We start from the raw sequence: 16,777 nt of genomic DNA, 5'->3' as shown, positions 1-16,777 counted from the left end.
CGGTCGCGCTCAGGGCTGGCGTCATCAGCGGGGCGCATCAGCACGTTTCACGTGAAACATGGCACCGGCGCAGGCACCCTCCGTCTCCTCGTGCGGATGCCGGTTCCGCCTGAGCCGCTGGAGGACACGAGACTGTAGCTGAACGACCCTGCATGTGATGTCTCCTCCCGTGGGCATCCGCAGGGCATGCCGCCTCACAGCTCCTGGTCAATGCGCGTGCGAATCACGGCGTCCATTTGGACATCGCGGGTGCGGGGAGGTCTGCGCTGGCCGCAATCCGAGCGGACGGGGAACCGTAGACCCTGAGCCCGGCGTTCCGACAGCACGGGAACCCTTGCCGGTGGCGTCGACTCATCACCGCGAGGTGCGTCGACCGCGAGGGGCACCGCCCCATCCTGCCCAGACAGGCGCCAGCAGTCACGAAATCACACAGAGGCCTCGGAGAAGCCTCAGAACGCCCGATCTTGCGTGAATCAACGTCCCTCCCAGCGATTAGAGTGGAACGCGGCCCCGAAAGGAGTGGATGTTTCACGTGAAACAGTCCGAAAAGGCATCCTCGAACGATTCGTTCGGTATGGATACACCGCTCGCGCGGGAACTCGCAGACCTCTCCGCTCGGCGACGCGCCCTGGAATCCACGAAGGTGGACTTCTCCGGGGACACTCGTGTGCTGACGGTGTCCAACCAAAAGGGTGGCGTCGGAAAGACGACCACCGCCGTCAACGTCGCTTCCGCGCTGGCGGGACTCGGCGCCAAGGTCCTGGTGATCGACCTCGATCCACAGGGCAACGCATCGACCGCGCTCGGGGTACCCCACAGCGCGGATGTCCCGAGCGTCTACGACGTGCTGATCGAGGAGTTCCCGCTCGCTGACATCATTCAGCAGAGCCCGGAGAATCCGAACCTCTTCTGTGCGCCGAGCACGATCCACCTCGCCGGCGCCGAGATCGAACTCGTCGCCCAGGTAGCACGCGAGCATCGTCTGCGTCGGGCACTGGAGGACTACCTCACGGACAGCCCGATAGACTTCGTGATCATCGACTGCCCGCCCTCCCTGGGCCTGCTGACGATCAACGCGTTCACGGCAGCGTCCGAGGTGTTCATCCCCATTCAGTGCGAGTACTACGCACTGGAGGGGCTCAGCCAGCTTCTCGGCAGCATCCAGATGATCCAGAAGCACCTCAACCCGGCGCTCCACCTGTCCACGATTCTGCTGACGATGTTCGACGGCCGCACGCGTCTCGCGCAGCAGGTCGCGGACGAGGTACGCACTCACTTCCCGAACCAGGTGCTCGAAACCGTGATCCCGCGCTCGGTGCGGGTATCGGAGGCGCCGAGTTTCGGTCAGACCGTGATCGCCTACGATGGGCAATCCGCCGGAGCGATCGCGTATCGCGAGGCCGCTGTCGAGATCGCGTCGCGTACGGCGACGCAGAGCAAGGAGAAATGATGGCGAAGCGCACTGGATTGGGCCGTGGAATCGGCGCTCTCATCCCCACCGCCGATCAGTCCGAGCGTCCCGTGGATGTGTTCTTCCCGGGCGCCAGTCTGCGCCCGTCGCCGGAGAGCACGGCACCGGCAGTGGATGCCGATCTGGCCGCGGTCCCCGGTATCCACCTGGTGCAGGTCGATCCGCAGAAGATCGTCCCCAACCCCCGTCAGCCCCGCACGCACTTCAACGTCGAGGACCTCGCAGAGCTGGTGCACAGCGTGCGCGAGTTCGGTGTGCTCCAGCCCGTCGTGGTGCGCAAGAACTCCGACGGCGACTACGAGCTCATCATGGGGGAGCGGCGTACCCGTGCGGCGCGTGAGGCCGGACTGGAGACCATCCCCGCGATCGTGCGCGAGACCGCCGATGAGGATCTGCTTCGTGACGCCCTGCTCGAGAACCTGCACCGTTCCGAGCTGAACCCTCTGGAAGAGGCGTCGGCCTACCAGCAGCTGCTGGAGGACTTCGGCATCACGCAGGAGGAGCTGGCCACGCGGATCGGGCGGTCGCGTCCTCAGATCAGCAACACGATCCGTCTGCTCAAGCTTCCGGTCCCCGTGCAGCAGCGTGTGGCGGCGGGCGTATTGACTGCCGGACATGCGCGGGCGATCCTGAGCCTCGACAACGCCGAGGCCATGCAGCGCCTCGCCGACAAGGTCGTGAACGAGGATCTGTCGGTCCGGGCGACAGAAGAGGTCGCCAAGCACCAGCCGGCAGTGGCAGGGTCCATGCCGAAGCCGACGCCCGGTGCGCGACGCGCCTACCTCGACGAGGTCGCCGGGAAGCTCGGCGATCGCCTGAACACGCGGGTGAAGATCACACTCGGCGCACGTAAAGGCCAGGTCACGATCGATTTCGCTTCAATTCAGGATCTGAATCGGATTCTCGAGGAGCTCGGCGAAGAAGGTTACGGCAAGAGCTGACACCATCCCGCGCGGACCGCGACAGGCCTAGACTCCCCTCAACAGACGTCGGGGAGGACATCATGTCAGCGACACCATCGGGTTCAGCTCTGAAGGGTCGCGTGATCGCGATCAGCATCGCGGCGGCACTGGGCGGGTTCCTGTTCGGGTTCGACACCGCGGTGATCAACGGGGCGGTGGATGCTCTCGCGGGCGCCGGGTCGGGCTTCGACCTCGGGGTCGGGCTCAAGGGGTTCGCCGTATCCTCCGCACTGATCGGCTGTGCGGTGGGAGCCTGGTTCGCAGGCCCCCTCGCCAACCGCTACGGACGCATCCCGATCATGGTGGCCGCCGCCATCCTGTTCCTCGTCTCTTCGATCGGCTCCGGCCTCGCGTTCAGCGTCGTCGACCTCATCATCTGGCGCGTCGTGGGCGGACTCGGTGTGGGAGCGGCATCCGTCATCGCCCCGGCCTACATCGCCGAGGTCTCGCCGGCCCGTATGCGCGGTCGACTGGGTTCTCTCCAGCAGCTCGCGATCGTCACCGGCATCTTCGTGGCGCTGCTGTCCGACGCGATGCTCGCGGATGTCGCCGGAGGAGCGGCAGAGCCCCTCTGGGGCCTGTACGCGTGGCGGTGGATGTTCATCGCCGAAGCGATCCCCGCGATCGTCTACGGCGTCATGGCGCTGCGTCTGCCGGAGTCTCCGCGCTATCTGGTCGCCAAGGGGCAGCTGGAGAAGGCATCCGAGGTTCTGACCGCCGTCACGGGCACCGTCGACGTCGACGCGAAGATCAAGGAGATCACCGGCACGATCAACACGGAACGCTCGGAATCGTTGCGCGACCTGCGGGGCAATCGCTTCGGTCTGAAGCCGATCGTGTGGGTCGGCATCCTGCTCTCCGTCTTCCAGCAGTTCGTCGGCATCAACGTGATCTTCTACTACTCGACGACCCTGTGGCAGTCCGTCGGATTCGGTGAGGCGCAGGCCCTCACGATCACCGTGATCACTTCTGTCACCAACATCGTGGTGACGATCGTGGCGATCCTGCTGGTCGACAAGGTCGGTCGGCGCATCATGCTGCTCGTCGGCTCCGTGGGGATGACGATATCGCTCGGACTGATGGCTCTCGCGTTCTCGTTCGGAACCCTGGACTCGGCCGGTGCGGTGACGCTCCCCGATCCGTGGTCCACGGTGGCGCTGATCTGCGCCAACGCCTTCGTGGTCTTCTTCGGCGCGACCTGGGGCCCGTTGGTCTGGGTCCTGCTGGGTGAGATGTTCCCGAACTCGATCCGCGCCGGCGCCCTCGCCGTCGCCGCAGCGGCCCAGTGGGCGGCGAACTTCTTCATCTCGACGACCTTCCCCGCCTTCGCGCAGATCGGCCTGCCGTTCGCCTACGGGTTCTACGCGTTCTTCGCGCTGCTGTCGTTCTTCTTCGTCTACTTCCAGGTGGCGGAGACCAAGGGCAAAGAGCTCGAGGAGATGAGCGAGGACGTGAAGGTCGAGCGCCGACCACGTCGCACGCGCGCGTAGGCTGGAGGTATGACCGAGTCCGTCCCCCGCCGCGCCAGCCTGGAAGTGCTGCGCGCAGAGGCTGCCGACGAACTCGCCGTGCTCATCCAGGAGCGCCTCCTCGGCGGTGAGGATCCCTGGGAGTTCATGGAAGAGCTGCCGAGCGTCGACGAGCTCGTGGTCTACCTCCTGCGTGCAGACAACATCACCGCGAACGACGGCGTGCGCCCCAACGCGGCTCGGCACTACCGTGTGCTGCGCCAGATCGCACTGGAGTACCCGGAGCTCACCCCGGCCGTCTGGGGGCTCCTGGACGAGAAGCAGCGCCACTGGCGCTGGGACCCTTCGGTCGCCGACGCCTCCTGACGATGCCGCGGCAACTCGTCTCCTACGATCCCGCCTGCCCCGCAAGGTTCGAGCGCATCGCCGACGAACTGCGCACGCAGGGCGACCCGTCATGGTCCGTGGAGCACATCGGATCGACCGCGGTACCGGGGATGCGCGCGAAGCCGATCATCGACCTCGCCGTGCGGGTGGCCGACCTCGATGACTTCGAGCGGCACAGGCCGACGCTCGAGAAGCACGGATGGTCCCTCGGCAGCGGTGTCCGCACGCATCCGGTGATGGTGTTCGAAGAAGACGGTATCCGTACCCGGATCGCGCATTTCTTCACGGCGGCGGACTGGGACACCGTGAACCAGCGGATCCTGCGCGACTGGCTGCTCGCGCATCCGGACGACGCCGATCGTTACACGCACGCCAAGTGCGACGCGGTCGCGGCGGCGGCTCGCGGCCGTTCGTCGTACAACGCCGCGAAGACGCCCGTCATCCAGGAGATCGTCGACCGTGCACGCGAGGCACAGGGCCTGCCTTCGGTCTCCGTCTCGGACAAGTAGCTGACGCGAGAGACCTCCGGCCGACAGCAGGATGACGAAAGGCCGCCGCCTCCCGGAGGAGACGACGGCCTGTCACGTATCAGGAGATCAGCCGATGAAAGCGGCGAGGTCCTTCTCGAGAGCGAACTTCGGCTTCGCGCCGATGATGGTCGTCTTGACCTCACCACCGCTGAAGACCTTCATCGCCGGGATCGACGTGATCTGGTACTTCATCGCCAGCTCGGGATTCTCATCCACGTTGAGCTTGAGGATGGTGATCTTGTCGGGGTTGTCGGCCTGGATCTCGTCCAGCACCGGGGCGACCATGCGACACGGGCCGCACCATTCCGCCCAGAAGTCCACCAGCACGGGACCGTCGGCCTGCAGAACGTCCTGCTCCCAGGTCGCCTGGCTCGTAGCCTTTGCACTCATCAGAGTTCTCCTTGATTCGAGGTTCGCCAGCTACAACAGCGGACGAGGTGAAACTGTTCCCGCCTATGCGGTGGCGGTGAGGATCTCGGCGGCCTCGGCAGCCGGGAACTCGACCGAGGCGTCGTCAAAATCCGCGAGGAAGTGCTCCGCGTCGAGAGCGGCGACCGTTCCGGAGCCGGCAGCCGTGATGGCCTGACGGTAGGTGGGGTCGATGACGTCGCCTGCCGCGAAGACGCCGGGAACCGAGGTCTTCGACGAGCGGCCGTCGACCCAGATCGTGCCCTCGTCGGTCAGGGTCAGCTTGTCGTGCACGAGGTGCGTGCGCGGGTCGTTGCCGATCGCGATGAAGAGGCCGTCGAGCGCGAGATCGCTCAGGGTGCCGTCGACCGTGGAGCGCAGCTGCACGCCGGTGACGGAATCGCCACCGAGCACCTCTGCCACCTCGCTGTTCCACACGAACTCGATCTTCTCGTTCGCGAACGCACGCTCCTGCATGATCTTGGAGGCGCGCAGGGAGTCCTTGCGGTGGATGACGTAGACCTTCTCCGCGAAGCGCGTGAGGAACGTCGCCTCCTCCATCGCCGAGTCGCCGCCGCCGACCACGGCGATCGTCTTCTCGCGGAAGAAGAAGCCGTCGCACGTGGCGCACCACGAGACGCCGTAGCCCGAGAGGCGCTCTTCGCCGTCGATGCCGAGCTTGCGGTAGGCCGAACCGGTCGCGTAGATCAGCGCCTGGGTCTCGTGCTCTGCGCCGCTGCCGAGGATGACCTTCTTGACGGGTCCGTCGAGCTGGAGCTCGGTGACGTCGTCGTAGACGACCTCCGTGCCGAACTTCTCAGCCTGCTCCTGGAACTTCGCCATCAGCTCGGGACCCTGGATGCCCTCGGGGAAGCCCGGGTAGTTCTCGACTTCGGTGGTGTTCATCAGCTCTCCGCCGACCTCGACCGAGCTCGCGATGAGCAGCGGCTTGAGGTTCGCTCGGGCTGCGTAGATGGCAGCCGTGAATCCGGCGGGGCCGGAGCCGATGATGATGACCTGACGCATGTGCTCTCCGTCTTAGAAACTGCAGTCGAATGACCTTCGAGTGCTTCAACCCATGGTAGCCGCGAGGCATTCCCTGACCAGGGTCGCGCGCCGGGCTGGGAGACGGCTCAACGGACGGGTCAGCGGCCGGGCAGGAACCGACGAACCAGAGAGCCGGCGACCTTGAGCTCGGGGGCGCGCATCAGGGCGAGGATGCCGATGTACACCACGACCACGACGAGACCGACGACCGCGGTGCCGATGGCCCCGAGGAACTGCCCCCCGACCATCCACCCGTCGGCAGCGCCGGAGAGCAGGTACACGCCCCATCCTGCGAAGCCGGCGGGAATGCCGGCGACCGCGAAGCGAACGATCGCCGCCATCCAGGAGCCGATCTGCAGCCCGCCGATCTTGCGGTGCAGCAGCCAGGTGGCCACCAGGGTCTGGAGGATGCTCGCGATCGACTGGCCCAGGGCGACAGCTGCCGCGAGAGCCGTGATCGGGATGACGTCGGCTTCGAGCAGGCCCCATGCCGCCAGAGTGGTGGCGACGATCATGACGCACTGGAAGATCGTGAACCAGAACGGCGTGCGGGTGTCGTCATAGGCGTAGAACGTGCGCTGCACGATGAAGAGGATCGTGAGCGGGATCAGGCTGACGAGATAGCAGAGCAGCACGAGGGCGGCGGCTTCGGCGGCGCTCGCGGCGCTGATGTCTTCCGTGGCCTTCGAGAAGACTCGCGATGCGGGCACGGCAGCGGCAGCCACCGCTGCGACGGCGGCGACGATGAAGAAGAGGAGGGTGCGGATGCTGCGGGCGATGTCGGAGCGCACCTCGCCGTCGCGTCCGGCAGCGGCGTGCTCGCTGATCTGGGTGAAGTACGGCGTCCCGATCGACAGCACGATCACCGAGTACGGGAGCATGAAGATCAGCCAGGCGTTCGCCGTGACCGTCGCCGACGCTCCCGCACCTGCGGCCTCGCTGACGATGAATCCCTGCAGCATCCCTGCGGCCAGACTCGCGAACGCCATCAGGAAGGTCCAGCCGGCGAGGCGGCCGACAGCACCGAGCCCGACACCTCGCCACCGGAAGTCCGGCTTGAGGGCGAGACCGGTGCGGCGCCAGAAGATCAGGAGGACGACCGCCTGCAGCATGATGCCCAGTGTCGCCGTGCCGCCGAGGGTGTTGATCATCGCGGGCGTCCACTCCGCCGCGTCTGTGGAGACCGGAGCGAACACGGCGCCCAGGATGAGGAACCCGATGATCGAGACGACGTTGTTGATGACGGGTGCCCACGTGAAGGGGCCGAAGATGCGGCGGGCGTTCAGAGCCTCGCCCAACAGGGCGTAGAGGCCGTAGAACAGGATCTGCGGGAGGCACCAGTACGCGAGTGCTGTGGCGAGAGCCAGGATGTCGGGCGATGCCTTGCCTGCGGCCAGATGAACCAGCCAGGGGGCAGCGGCCGTCGCGATTCCGGTGACCACGATCAGGACGACTGTTCCCAACGTGAACAGCTTCGAGATGAAGGCGTTGCCGCCGTCGGCATCCGCCGCCGCCTTCACGATCTGGGGGACGATGACGGCCGTGAGGATGCCCACGGAGATCAGCGAGAATACGTTGTTCGGAAGCTGGTTGGCGAACGTGAAGGCGTTGGCGGGCCCCGAAAAGGAGCCGATCACGCCCACCAGCACGATGCTGCGCAGCAGCCCGGTCACACGGGAGACCATGGTGCCCGCGCCGATGACGGCGCTCGCGCGACCGAGGCTACTCATTCGGCTTCTCGGTCGAGGCGGCATCCGGGGCAGTGTTCACGACGTCCTCTTCCACGGCATCCGGAACAGCGGCTGCATCTGCATCCGCTGCGCTCTCGTTCGCCTCGTTCCGGCGGCGTCGCACCGTGCGCCACACGCCCAGACCGATCAGCAGCACGATCAGACCGCCGAAGACGGCGAGTCCGATCGTCTCCCACTCGGCCCGTACAGCGACCCGCACGCTCTCGGTTCCACCGATCGGCACGCCGGTCGGGCTCGACAGACTCAAGCGCAGTGAGAGCTCACCGCTGCCGACGCGGGCCGACACCGGGACCTTGACGCGGGTGCTGGAGTTCGCCGGCACTTCGGCGATGGTGACCGGCTCCACGTCGAGCCGCAGGTCGGTCGGGATGACCGTCAGCCGCACGGTGACGGGCCAGGGCAGGTCGTTGCGCACCCGGAAGGGCAGATCGGCCGCCGCGGTCAGCAGCTGGATCGTGCTCGACGGAGGGATGCTGACGGCGTTCAGGGTGTCGCGGGTCGCGTCGCGGTGCGCGAGGACCTCGGCACCGAAAGCGGTGGTCGGGATGCCGACGGCGAGCGTACGCAGGATTCGGATGCGTTCCGGGCTGAGAAGCACCTGCGGGTCCGCGAGGATCGAGGAGAAGCCCGTGAGGGTGCTCTCGTCGACGAGCAGCTCGTTCACCGCGACGGCCCGGCTCTCGTCGGGCTCTGCCGTCAGAGTCACGGCCGCAGCCGGTGTGGCGCGCAGATCCGTGAGGCTGAAGCCTGCGGTGTCGGCCGTGGAGATGGCATCCCGGAGCGCGTCGGCACTGCGGGTCTCGTCGCGTTCGAGCCCGATCAGCAGGGGAGCCGTGGGGGATTTCTGAGCCGCGAGGTAGAGATGCGCGTTCGCTGCCGCCAGGGCGCGCTGGCGGGCCGCAGGATCCTTCTCCGCAGCCGCCTGCGACAGGACCGCGGATGCTGCGTCATCGGTGACCAGGAGACCGGAGGAGCCGGCGGTGGCATGCGCCGACACTGCGCCGCCGACACTGCCAGACGGGAGGATCGTGAGGGGCGCCCGCCCTAGGTACTCCGCGAAGGTCGCCAGATCGTCCTGCGTGACATCTCCGCGCGGCCAGAGAACACCGGATGAAGCGCCCTCGACCTCGGAGAGCGCGGCATCGTCCGGGAACACCGGGGAGTCCGTCGCCGCGGGGGAGGGCGTGGCCGTCGTACCGGGCGCGTCGGTGATCGGAGCAGCGGGCTCCTTCGGGAAGTTCCGTTCATCGAGGAACGGCGCGAGCGTGGTCGGCTGCAGGAGAGAGGGGAGCTGCGCATGCGCCTGCGCGGTGGCATCCGCGTCGCCGAACTGCAGAGCGAACCTCTCGTTCGGCAGTTCGTCGAGTCGGGTGAGCCACTCGGTCGCCGAGGCAGGCGCCGCGGTACCGAGCACGCGGATCGATGCCATGATCGCGGGGTCGATGGCGAGGATCGCGGCGGTGCCCACCACGCCGTCGAGCTGCGCGGTGAGCGCTCCGTCCTCCGCGGTGAGTGTGCTGAGCTCCTCGGACGTGAGCAGTGCTCCTCCTGCCGGAGTCGCTGTGATCGGCACGAGGACCCCGATCTGCGCGGTCTGACCCGCCGTGACCACCATGACGCTCGTCGCGGCGGCATCATGATCGATCTGCTCGTCGGATCCCGGGGTTCCCGTGCTCGCCCCGGACAGGGCGGCCCGGAGCGGGTAGATGCCGGGGGCGAGGTCGCCGAGCACGTCATCGGGAACGAAGACCGTCGTCGTCTCCTCGTCACCGGCATCGACGGAAGTCGTCGCCTCACTGCCGAGAGCGGTGAAGTCACCGGATGCATCGCCGTCGTCCAGCCAGCCCGTGACCGCGTCGTCGTCCGTGAGCGGAGTGCGGTTGAGTTCCACGAGAACCCGTCCGCTGCTCAACGGCGAATCCGTCTCGTTGTGCACAGTGACGATCGCAGAGGTCGAGCCGCCGGGAGCGACCGCGCCGCGCGCACCCGCCGATACGTAGAGCTCGACCGTCCCGTCATCCTTCGTCGTGGAGTCGTCCGTCGCACCGATCGCTGTGCCGGGCGCCACGAGACCGCAGATCCCGAGTGCGATCGCGAAGACCGCGGTCCTGCGCGTGAGTCGCAGAACGCGCGCACGGAGGCCGATTTCGGGGGTGGTCACGGTCATGAAGGTCTTCCTCGAACGCCCGGGACAGGGGCTGATCGTGAGTACTGACCTTGTGATTCTAGAAGGCTCGAGGAAGGAGAACCCTGAAGACGCGTAGAGTGACGGCCGTGTCCGACACCCCTGCACCCACCCCCGCGCCCTTGTTGTGCGCGGCGCTCGCCGCCGATCTCGACGCCGCAGACCTCCGTTCGGAGCCCCTGCGCAGCCTGTGGGGAGAGGAGGCGGACGACGCACTCGCCCGCGGGATGCGCGAACCGATCCTGCGCGCCATCCGCGGCGACGACGGGGTTCTCGCCACCCTGGGGCGTCTGCTGGTGCTCGGAATGCCGCAGCCTCGGTCCGCCGTGGACACCGCGCTGCCACGACTGGGCGTCGATGGGCTCGTCGCCCTGGGCCTCGCGACAGCGGACGACGAGACGGTGACCCCGATCGCTCTGCTGCGCCCGCAGTCGTTTGTCGACGCGGAGGGGGTGGGCGAGTGGTGGATCGCGAGCGACCTCGATGAGGTGGCCCTCGACGGCGCACTGCCGCCCGATCACGTGCTCGGTGTCGGCGGCGCCTCACGCACCCTGGCGGAGATCGTGGTGCCGATCGAGGTGGACCGGGCTCTCGACCTCGGCACCGGATGCGGGATCCAAGCCCTGCTGGTCGCCCGCCGCGCGGGGACGGTGGTCGCCACCGACATCTCGGCCCGTGCGCTCGCATACGCCGAGATGAACGCCCTGCTCAACGGCGTGGGCAACATCGAGTTCCGTCTCGGGAGCATGTTCGAACCGGTCGTCGGTGAGGCATTCGATCTGATCGTGTCGAATCCTCCGTTCGTGATCACGCCCCGAGGCGATGACGTGCCGGAGTACGAGTACCGGGATGGCGGACTGGTCGGAGACGCCCTGGTGGAGCTGTTCGTGCGCACCGCGCCGACGTACCTCACCGCGGGCGGCATCGCTCAGCTGCTGGGCAACTGGGAATCGCGCGACGGTGTGACGGGTCTCGCGCGGCTGGAGGCGTGGGTGCCCGCCGAGCTCGACCTGTGGGTGATCGAGCGGGAGCAGCTCTCGCCGCTGGCCTATGCGGAACTGTGGATCCGTGACGGCGGCACGACCCCGCGCGACCGTGCCTTCACGCCCCTGCTGACCGCGTGGCTCGACGACTTCGCGGCGCGGGGAGTGACGTCGATCGGATTCGGGTACGTGCTGCTGCGCCGAGGAGGCGGAATGCCCCTGCGCCGCACGGAGCGGCTCGTCCAGCACGTCTCCGGTGTCGGCCAGGCGCTCGGAACCGGGCTGCACGGTCACGATCTTCTCGCCGAGGGGGTGCCTGCGACGCTGCTCACGGCCCCCGATGTCACCGAGGCTCGGCATCTGCTTCCCGGAAACGACGACCCGAGCGTGATCGAGCTGCGCCAGGGCGGCGGTTTCGCGCGCACCGTGAACGTGGATCCCGCGCTCGCCGCCTTCGTCGGTGCGAGTGACGGCGAGCTCACCGTCGGCCAGATCGCCCAGGCGCTCGCCGACCTGTTCGATGTGCCGCTTCCCGAGCTGTGGGCCGAGCTGGAGCCGCGCATCCGATCGCTCGTGCTGGACGGCTTCCTGGTACCGGCGGAATAGCCCGCGGCATCCATGCGTTCGAATAGATCATGAAGGCTTTCGGATTCCTCTCTTTCGGGCACTACGCCGACGTCCCCGGCTCGGCGACCCGCACCGCGGGCGACATGCTGAAGCAGACGATCGAGATCGCCGAGGGCGCTGACGAGATCGGCGTCAACGGCGCTGCGGTGCGTGTGCATCACTGGGCGCGCCAAGCGGCGTCTCCGATGCCGTTGCTCGCCGCGATGGCCGCGCGCACGAAGCGCATCGAGGTCGGTACCGGTGTGATCGACATGCGGTACGAGAACCCCCTCCAGTTCGCGGAGGAAGCGGCGGCTCTCGATCTGATCGCCGACGGACGCATCGCGCTCGGCGTGAGTCGTGGGTCACCCGAGACGGCACTGCGCGGCTATGAGGCGTTCGGCTTCCGCGACGAGGAGGACCCCGAGCGCGGGAGCGTGCTCGCGAGGGAGAAGTTCGACATCTTCCTGCGCGCGATCGACGGTGAACGCCTCGCCCAGGGCGACCCCCGGATGGTGGGGGCAGGACACTATCTGGCGATCGAGCCGCAGTCGCCGACCCTCCGCGACCACATCTGGTGGGGCTCGGGCTCTCGCGCCACGGCGGAGGAGACCGGTCGCAAGGGTCTCAACATGATGAGCTCGACCCTGGTCACCGAGGCGACGGGGCAGCCGTTCCACGAGTTGCAGCGCGAGCAGATCGAACTCTTCCGCTCCGCGTACAAGGAGGCCGGTCACACCGGCGCTCCGCGTGTCTCGGTGAGCCGCAGTGTCTTCCCGCTCATCTCCGACATGGATCGGGCGTACTTCGGACTGCGCAGCGAGGAGAACGGCGACCAGATCGGCATCATCGACGGCTTCCGCTCCACGTTCGGCAAGACCTACGCCGCGGAGCCCGACGTGCTGATCGAGCAGTTGAAGAACGATGAAGCCGTGATGGCGGCAGACACGCTGATGTTGACGATCCCGAACCAGTTGGGTGTCGACTACAACCTGCACGTGCTGCAGGCGTTCGCCGAGCACGTGGCGCCTGCGCTCGGGTGGAAGCCCAACACGGAGGGGCCCGTTCAGGGCGATCCGGTCTGACCACCAGAAGAGAACTTCCGGGCGGATGCCGCGACATCCGCCCGGAATCCATCCTGTGCCATTCCGATATACCGGGGTAGCCTGTCCGCATGCGTGTGCGTGGGAGAGGCCTTGTCATCGGAGCTGTGGCGTTGTTCACGGCGGCTGTGCTGGCGGTGCCTGCATCAGCGGCCACGACGTCCGCCTGGGCGGCGTGGCAACCGCTGACCGGAGCGGGCGGTGCCTTCACATCCTCGGTCTCCATAGCCGCGAAGCCCGCCGTGACGGCCACCGTCACGAGCGACTCACGCGCCGGCCAGGTCGGCATCATCTCCGGGGCATCCGTCTGGCTGTCGCAGGGAACGCCCGTCGGCGCCAAATACGGTTCGAGCATCAACCAGCCGTACCTGAATCTCCGCCCGAAGGCCGACAATGCGACGAGCCCTTCGACGACCACCTACTCCTTCGCCGCACCCACCCCCGCGTCGGGGTGGGCCTTCGTGCTCGGCGACATCGATGCCGACGCCGTGCGCATCAGCGCGGTCGGCGCAGACGGTCAGGCGCTGACGGCAGCCCAGCTCGGCTTCCAGGGCGGCTTCAACTACTGCGCGCCGGGTGTCGCGGGCAAGCCCTCCTGCACCGGCGCGGCCGATGACGTGCCCGCGTGGAACCCGGCGACCCTCACGCTCACCGGCAACGCGGCCGCGGCCGACACCAGCGGTTCCGCCGCCTGGTTCGAGCCGAACGTCCCCGTCACCTCGCTGAGCCTCATCTTCACCCGCCGCGCCGGATTCCCGGTCTACCAGACGTGGTTCGCCTCGCTCGCCCGCGACATCACCGGCGCTGTCGACGACTTGGTCGAGGGGCCGCTGACCGGAGTCGCGCTGAGCCTCACAGACGCGAACGGCACGGTCGTCGGCACGACCACCACGGCGGCCGACGGAACCTACTCGTTCCCCGGGTTCGTGGCGACCGACGGCTACACCGTGCGGGTCACGCCGCCCGACGGCAAGATCTCGACCGGAGCCACCACCCGGGCGGTTGATCTGACGGATACGGATGCGGTCGCCGACTTCACCGTGCGCGACATCATCCCGGTCGCCGTATCGGGCCAGGTGACGGATGACGGAGGGAACCCGGTCCCCGGAGTGACCGTGACGATCGACGGGCAGACCACCACGACGGACGCCGATGGGCGCTACCTGTTCGATTCGGTCTCCGTGGGAGAGCACACGGCGGAGATCACCGCGCCTCCCGGATACACGATCACGGACTCGCCGCCCCCGTTCACGGTGCCCGAGGACAGCGAGAACCCGATCTCGGATGTCGACTTCGAGGTGGCCGAGAACCCGACGCTGAGCGGTACCGTCTCGTCGAACGGCTCCGGTGTCGCCGGCGTCACCGTCACGGCGAGCGGCCCCGGCGGCACGCTGAGCACCGTCACGAACGCGAACGGCGACTACTCGTTCCCGCGCCTGCCGGCGGGCGACTACGACATCACCATCACGACGCCCGGCGGATACGTCGCCGCAGGCCCGGCCACCCGGGCAGAGCAGGTCGGTGCGGATGACGTGGAAGACGTGGACTTCGCGCTCGCTCGTCTCGGATCCTTCGACGGTGTCGTGCGCGACGTCGGAGGGGGCCCCGTCAGCGGAGTCGTGGTCGAGGTCTCCGGTCCGGGCGGCACCCAGCGGCTGACGACGGATGCAGACGGCTCCTACGGACTCGGAGCCCTGCCTCCTGGCACCTACACGCTCACCGTGGTCGCGCCCGATGGCACGACCGTGGTCGGAGCCGCGACACGGACCGTGGTGATCACTGCTGCGGGCGAGGCGATCGCGGACCAGGACTTCACGCTCTCGGCCGTCGTGGTCACCCCGACTCCGACGCCGACGCCGACCGACACGGTCGCGCCGACGCCCGGCACCGGCGGTGGGCAGGGGCCGCTCGCGGGAACGGGCCTCGGTCCGGAGACGTTCGCCTGGGCCGCAGGCGGCGCGGTCGTGCTGATCCTCGGAGCGACGCTGTTGATCGCCTCCCGTCGTCGCTCGACGCGAGACTGAGCGGGAGGCGCCTCAGCCCTTCGGCGGGCCGAACAGCTCCTCGCCGTGCTCGTGCAGCAGGCGGTAGGCGTCGGCGAACGTCTCGGGCTCCGGCTCGTCGGGCTTTCCGTAGCGCGCGATCAGCAGGCCGAGCAGTCCTCGCGCCGGCGGGGTGAGCGGCTTCTCCTGATCCTTCTCACCCGGATGCGGCGCGTTCTGCTCGGGGTTCGGCGGAGTGTACGCGGGCGTCGTGATCGGCCAGTCGGCGGGATGCCGCGGCTGATCGAGGTTCACGACGCCGAGGATGTTGTTGGCCGACTGGTCGCGATCATTCAGGGGCTTCAAACCGTGCAGGCGTGACAGGGTCGCTGTCACCGATCCGTGATGCATCTCGTCGTGGATGATCGTTCCGCGCTTCGTGTAGGCCGACACCGCGATCGCCGGCACCCGGCATCCGAGGCGGTCGAACGTGAAGCCCATCTCACCGGGACCCGTGTCGGGCGTCGGTTTCGTGGCGGTGGGCGGCGGCACGTGGTCGTAGCAACCGCCATGTTCATCGAACGTGATCAGCAGCAGGGTGTTGACCGCGTTCGATCCCTTCGCCGACGCGCTCGTGCGCACGGCCTCGTAGATGTCGTGGATGAGCCGGTCGCCGGCGCGCACATCGGAGATCGCGCTGTCGAAGATCTCGGTGCCGTCGACATCGCTCTCTCGGACGGATCCGAACGGCGGGTGGAAGTCGTTGTGGTCGTAGACCATGCGGGGCTCGATGAACGCATACGCCGGGAGCGTGCCGTTCTTGGTGTCGGCGTAGAAGTCCTCCATCGTGCCGAAGTGCTCGGTGCGCCAGTACTTCTCGAGCACGGCGGCGTGCAGCATCCCGGTGAAGGAGACGAGCTGCAGCTTGTCGATGTAGACCTTCCAGGAGATGCCGGCGTCCTCGAGGCGGTTGAACACCGTCGGGGCGGCCGGGGCGTCGAGCCACTTGCGGTAACCGCCCCCCGCCTGGTTGGTCACGAAGCCGTGCGAGGTGGAGGCGTGGAAGAACGAACGGTTGCAGAAGGTCTGCGACGGCACACCGGCGTACCAGTGGTCGAACACCGCGAACTCCGAGGCGAGGGTCGACAGCGTCGGGAGCATCTCGGGGGAGAAGGAGCCCATGATGTGCCTGGCCTCGTCGAGCGTGGGCTCGACCCCCTTGCGCAGGCGGCGCAGGTTGACGAAGTAGTCGGTGAGGAACCCGGCCATGGTGGCCTTCGTCCCGTGCGCCGGCGCGTTGAACGGGGCGTGCATGCCGTCGACGTAGAGGTCCGCGTTCGACTTCGGGTCGATCGTGTCGAACAGCTGGGTGTTGACGTGCGGGTACTCCTCGCCCGGATCCGGGTCGGGGAGGCTCATGATGCGATCGGTGTCACCCGTATGCACATGGGCGGGGACCACGGTGCCGTCCGGCGCGGTGTTGCTGTGATCGCCGAACGCCAGCCCGTCGAAGGTCTCACCGTCGGGCAGCGTGTCCTTCGCGTAGAGGTAGCCGAGCAGATTGTCGAACGAGCGGTTCTCGCCCATCACCACGACGATGTGATCGAAACCCGGTTCCCTGCGCGGAGTGAGTGCGGCGAAGGGATCGGGCTCCGCCGCGAATCCGCTGCGGCTGTTCGCGGCCATTCCCGCGCCGATCGCAGCTCCGCCCGCCCCGCCGACCACGGCGCCGGCCAGTGCGGCACCTCCGATCTTGAGGAAGCCTCGGCGAGAGGTGTCGTGTGCGGGGGAGGACTCGGTGTCATCAGTGGCCACGAGCCGATCCTATGACCGTGACCGACGCGGCCGCAGGCTTTCGGGGGCATCCCAGGACGGGCTCGCGGGGAGGGCCCG

Annotated in this window: 13 protein-coding genes; 8 read left to right on the top strand and 5 right to left on the bottom strand. The window is 67.7% G+C overall.

Annotated elements, in window-relative coordinates; translation table 11 throughout:
- Positions 1-523: 523 nt before the first annotated feature.
- The 5 genes from FB560_RS16375 (at position 524) to FB560_RS16355 (ending at position 4,798) form a co-directional block, all read left to right on the top strand.
- Complete coding sequence (locus FB560_RS16375; RefSeq protein ID WP_141873575.1) at positions 524-1,450, top strand: ParA family protein; 927 nt, start codon at positions 524-526, stop codon at positions 1,448-1,450.
- Positions 1,450-2,412: a ParB/RepB/Spo0J family partition protein gene (locus FB560_RS16370; RefSeq protein ID WP_141873574.1), complete on the top strand. Its 963-nt coding sequence runs from the start codon at positions 1,450-1,452 to the stop codon at positions 2,410-2,412. The genes FB560_RS16375 and FB560_RS16370 overlap by 1 nt, the downstream gene beginning before the upstream one ends.
- A gap of 62 nt (positions 2,413-2,474) precedes the next feature.
- Positions 2,475-3,923 (top strand): sugar porter family MFS transporter, encoded by a 1,449-nt coding sequence (locus tag FB560_RS16365; protein WP_188895006.1) that lies wholly within the window; start codon positions 2,475-2,477, stop codon positions 3,921-3,923.
- Between the two features lie 9 nt (positions 3,924-3,932).
- Positions 3,933-4,268, top strand: a complete 336-nt coding sequence (locus FB560_RS16360; protein ID WP_141873573.1) for a tryptophan synthase subunit alpha — start codon at positions 3,933-3,935, stop codon at positions 4,266-4,268.
- A 2-nt stretch (positions 4,269-4,270) separates the two neighbouring features.
- Complete coding sequence (locus tag FB560_RS16355; protein WP_141873572.1) at positions 4,271-4,798, top strand: GrpB family protein; 528 nt, start codon at positions 4,271-4,273, stop codon at positions 4,796-4,798.
- Positions 4,799-4,885: 87 nt separating this feature from the next.
- Here the strand turns inward: FB560_RS16355 and trxA are convergent, their stop codons facing one another.
- The 4 genes from trxA to FB560_RS16335 all read right to left on the bottom strand — a co-directional run bounded on the left by trxA (position 4,886) and on the right by FB560_RS16335 (position 10,192).
- A complete protein-coding gene (gene trxA / locus FB560_RS16350) occupies positions 4,886-5,209 on the bottom strand; it encodes a thioredoxin (protein ID WP_017203843.1) in 324 nt (107 codons plus the stop codon).
- 63 nt (positions 5,210-5,272) lie between these two features.
- The gene (gene trxB / locus FB560_RS16345; RefSeq protein WP_141873571.1) at positions 5,273-6,253 is read right to left on the bottom strand and encodes a thioredoxin-disulfide reductase; all 981 of its coding nucleotides are present in this window, start codon (positions 6,251-6,253) and stop codon (positions 5,273-5,275) included.
- A gap of 119 nt (positions 6,254-6,372) precedes the next feature.
- Positions 6,373-8,004: a murein biosynthesis integral membrane protein MurJ gene (murJ, locus tag FB560_RS16340; protein ID WP_141873570.1), complete on the bottom strand. Its 1,632-nt coding sequence runs from the start codon at positions 8,002-8,004 to the stop codon at positions 6,373-6,375.
- On the bottom strand, positions 7,997-10,192 hold the full coding sequence (locus FB560_RS16335) for a DUF6049 family protein (protein ID WP_141873569.1): 2,196 nt from the start codon (positions 10,190-10,192) through the stop codon (positions 7,997-7,999). The genes murJ and FB560_RS16335 overlap by 8 nt, the downstream gene beginning before the upstream one ends.
- Before the next feature lie 98 nt (positions 10,193-10,290).
- Between FB560_RS16335 and FB560_RS16330 the strand changes: the two genes are divergently transcribed.
- The 3 genes from FB560_RS16330 (at position 10,291) to FB560_RS16320 (ending at position 14,926) form a co-directional block, all read left to right on the top strand.
- A complete protein-coding gene (locus FB560_RS16330; RefSeq protein ID WP_188895004.1) occupies positions 10,291-11,799 on the top strand; it encodes a DUF7059 domain-containing protein in 1,509 nt (502 codons plus the stop codon).
- Between the two features lie 29 nt (positions 11,800-11,828).
- Positions 11,829-12,884, top strand: coding sequence for an LLM class flavin-dependent oxidoreductase (locus FB560_RS16325; RefSeq protein ID WP_141873567.1), 1,056 nt, complete (start codon positions 11,829-11,831; stop codon positions 12,882-12,884).
- 89 nt (positions 12,885-12,973) lie between these two features.
- Positions 12,974-14,926 carry an MSCRAMM family protein gene (locus FB560_RS16320; protein WP_141873566.1) on the top strand — a complete coding sequence of 651 codons (1,953 nt, stop codon included), beginning with the start codon at positions 12,974-12,976 and terminating at the stop codon, positions 14,924-14,926.
- A gap of 12 nt (positions 14,927-14,938) precedes the next feature.
- On the opposite strand, the gene FB560_RS16315 is transcribed toward FB560_RS16320, so the two are convergent.
- A complete protein-coding gene (locus tag FB560_RS16315; RefSeq protein ID WP_141873565.1) occupies positions 14,939-16,699 on the bottom strand; it encodes an alkaline phosphatase family protein in 1,761 nt (586 codons plus the stop codon).
- Positions 16,700-16,777 lie beyond the last annotated feature (78 nt).

This window comes from Microbacterium saperdae (assembly GCF_006716345.1).
Lineage (GTDB): Bacteria > Actinomycetota > Actinomycetes > Actinomycetales > Microbacteriaceae > Microbacterium > Microbacterium saperdae.
The sequence above is the reverse complement of the archived record's forward strand: the minus strand, read 5'-3'. Positions and strand labels throughout refer to the sequence as shown.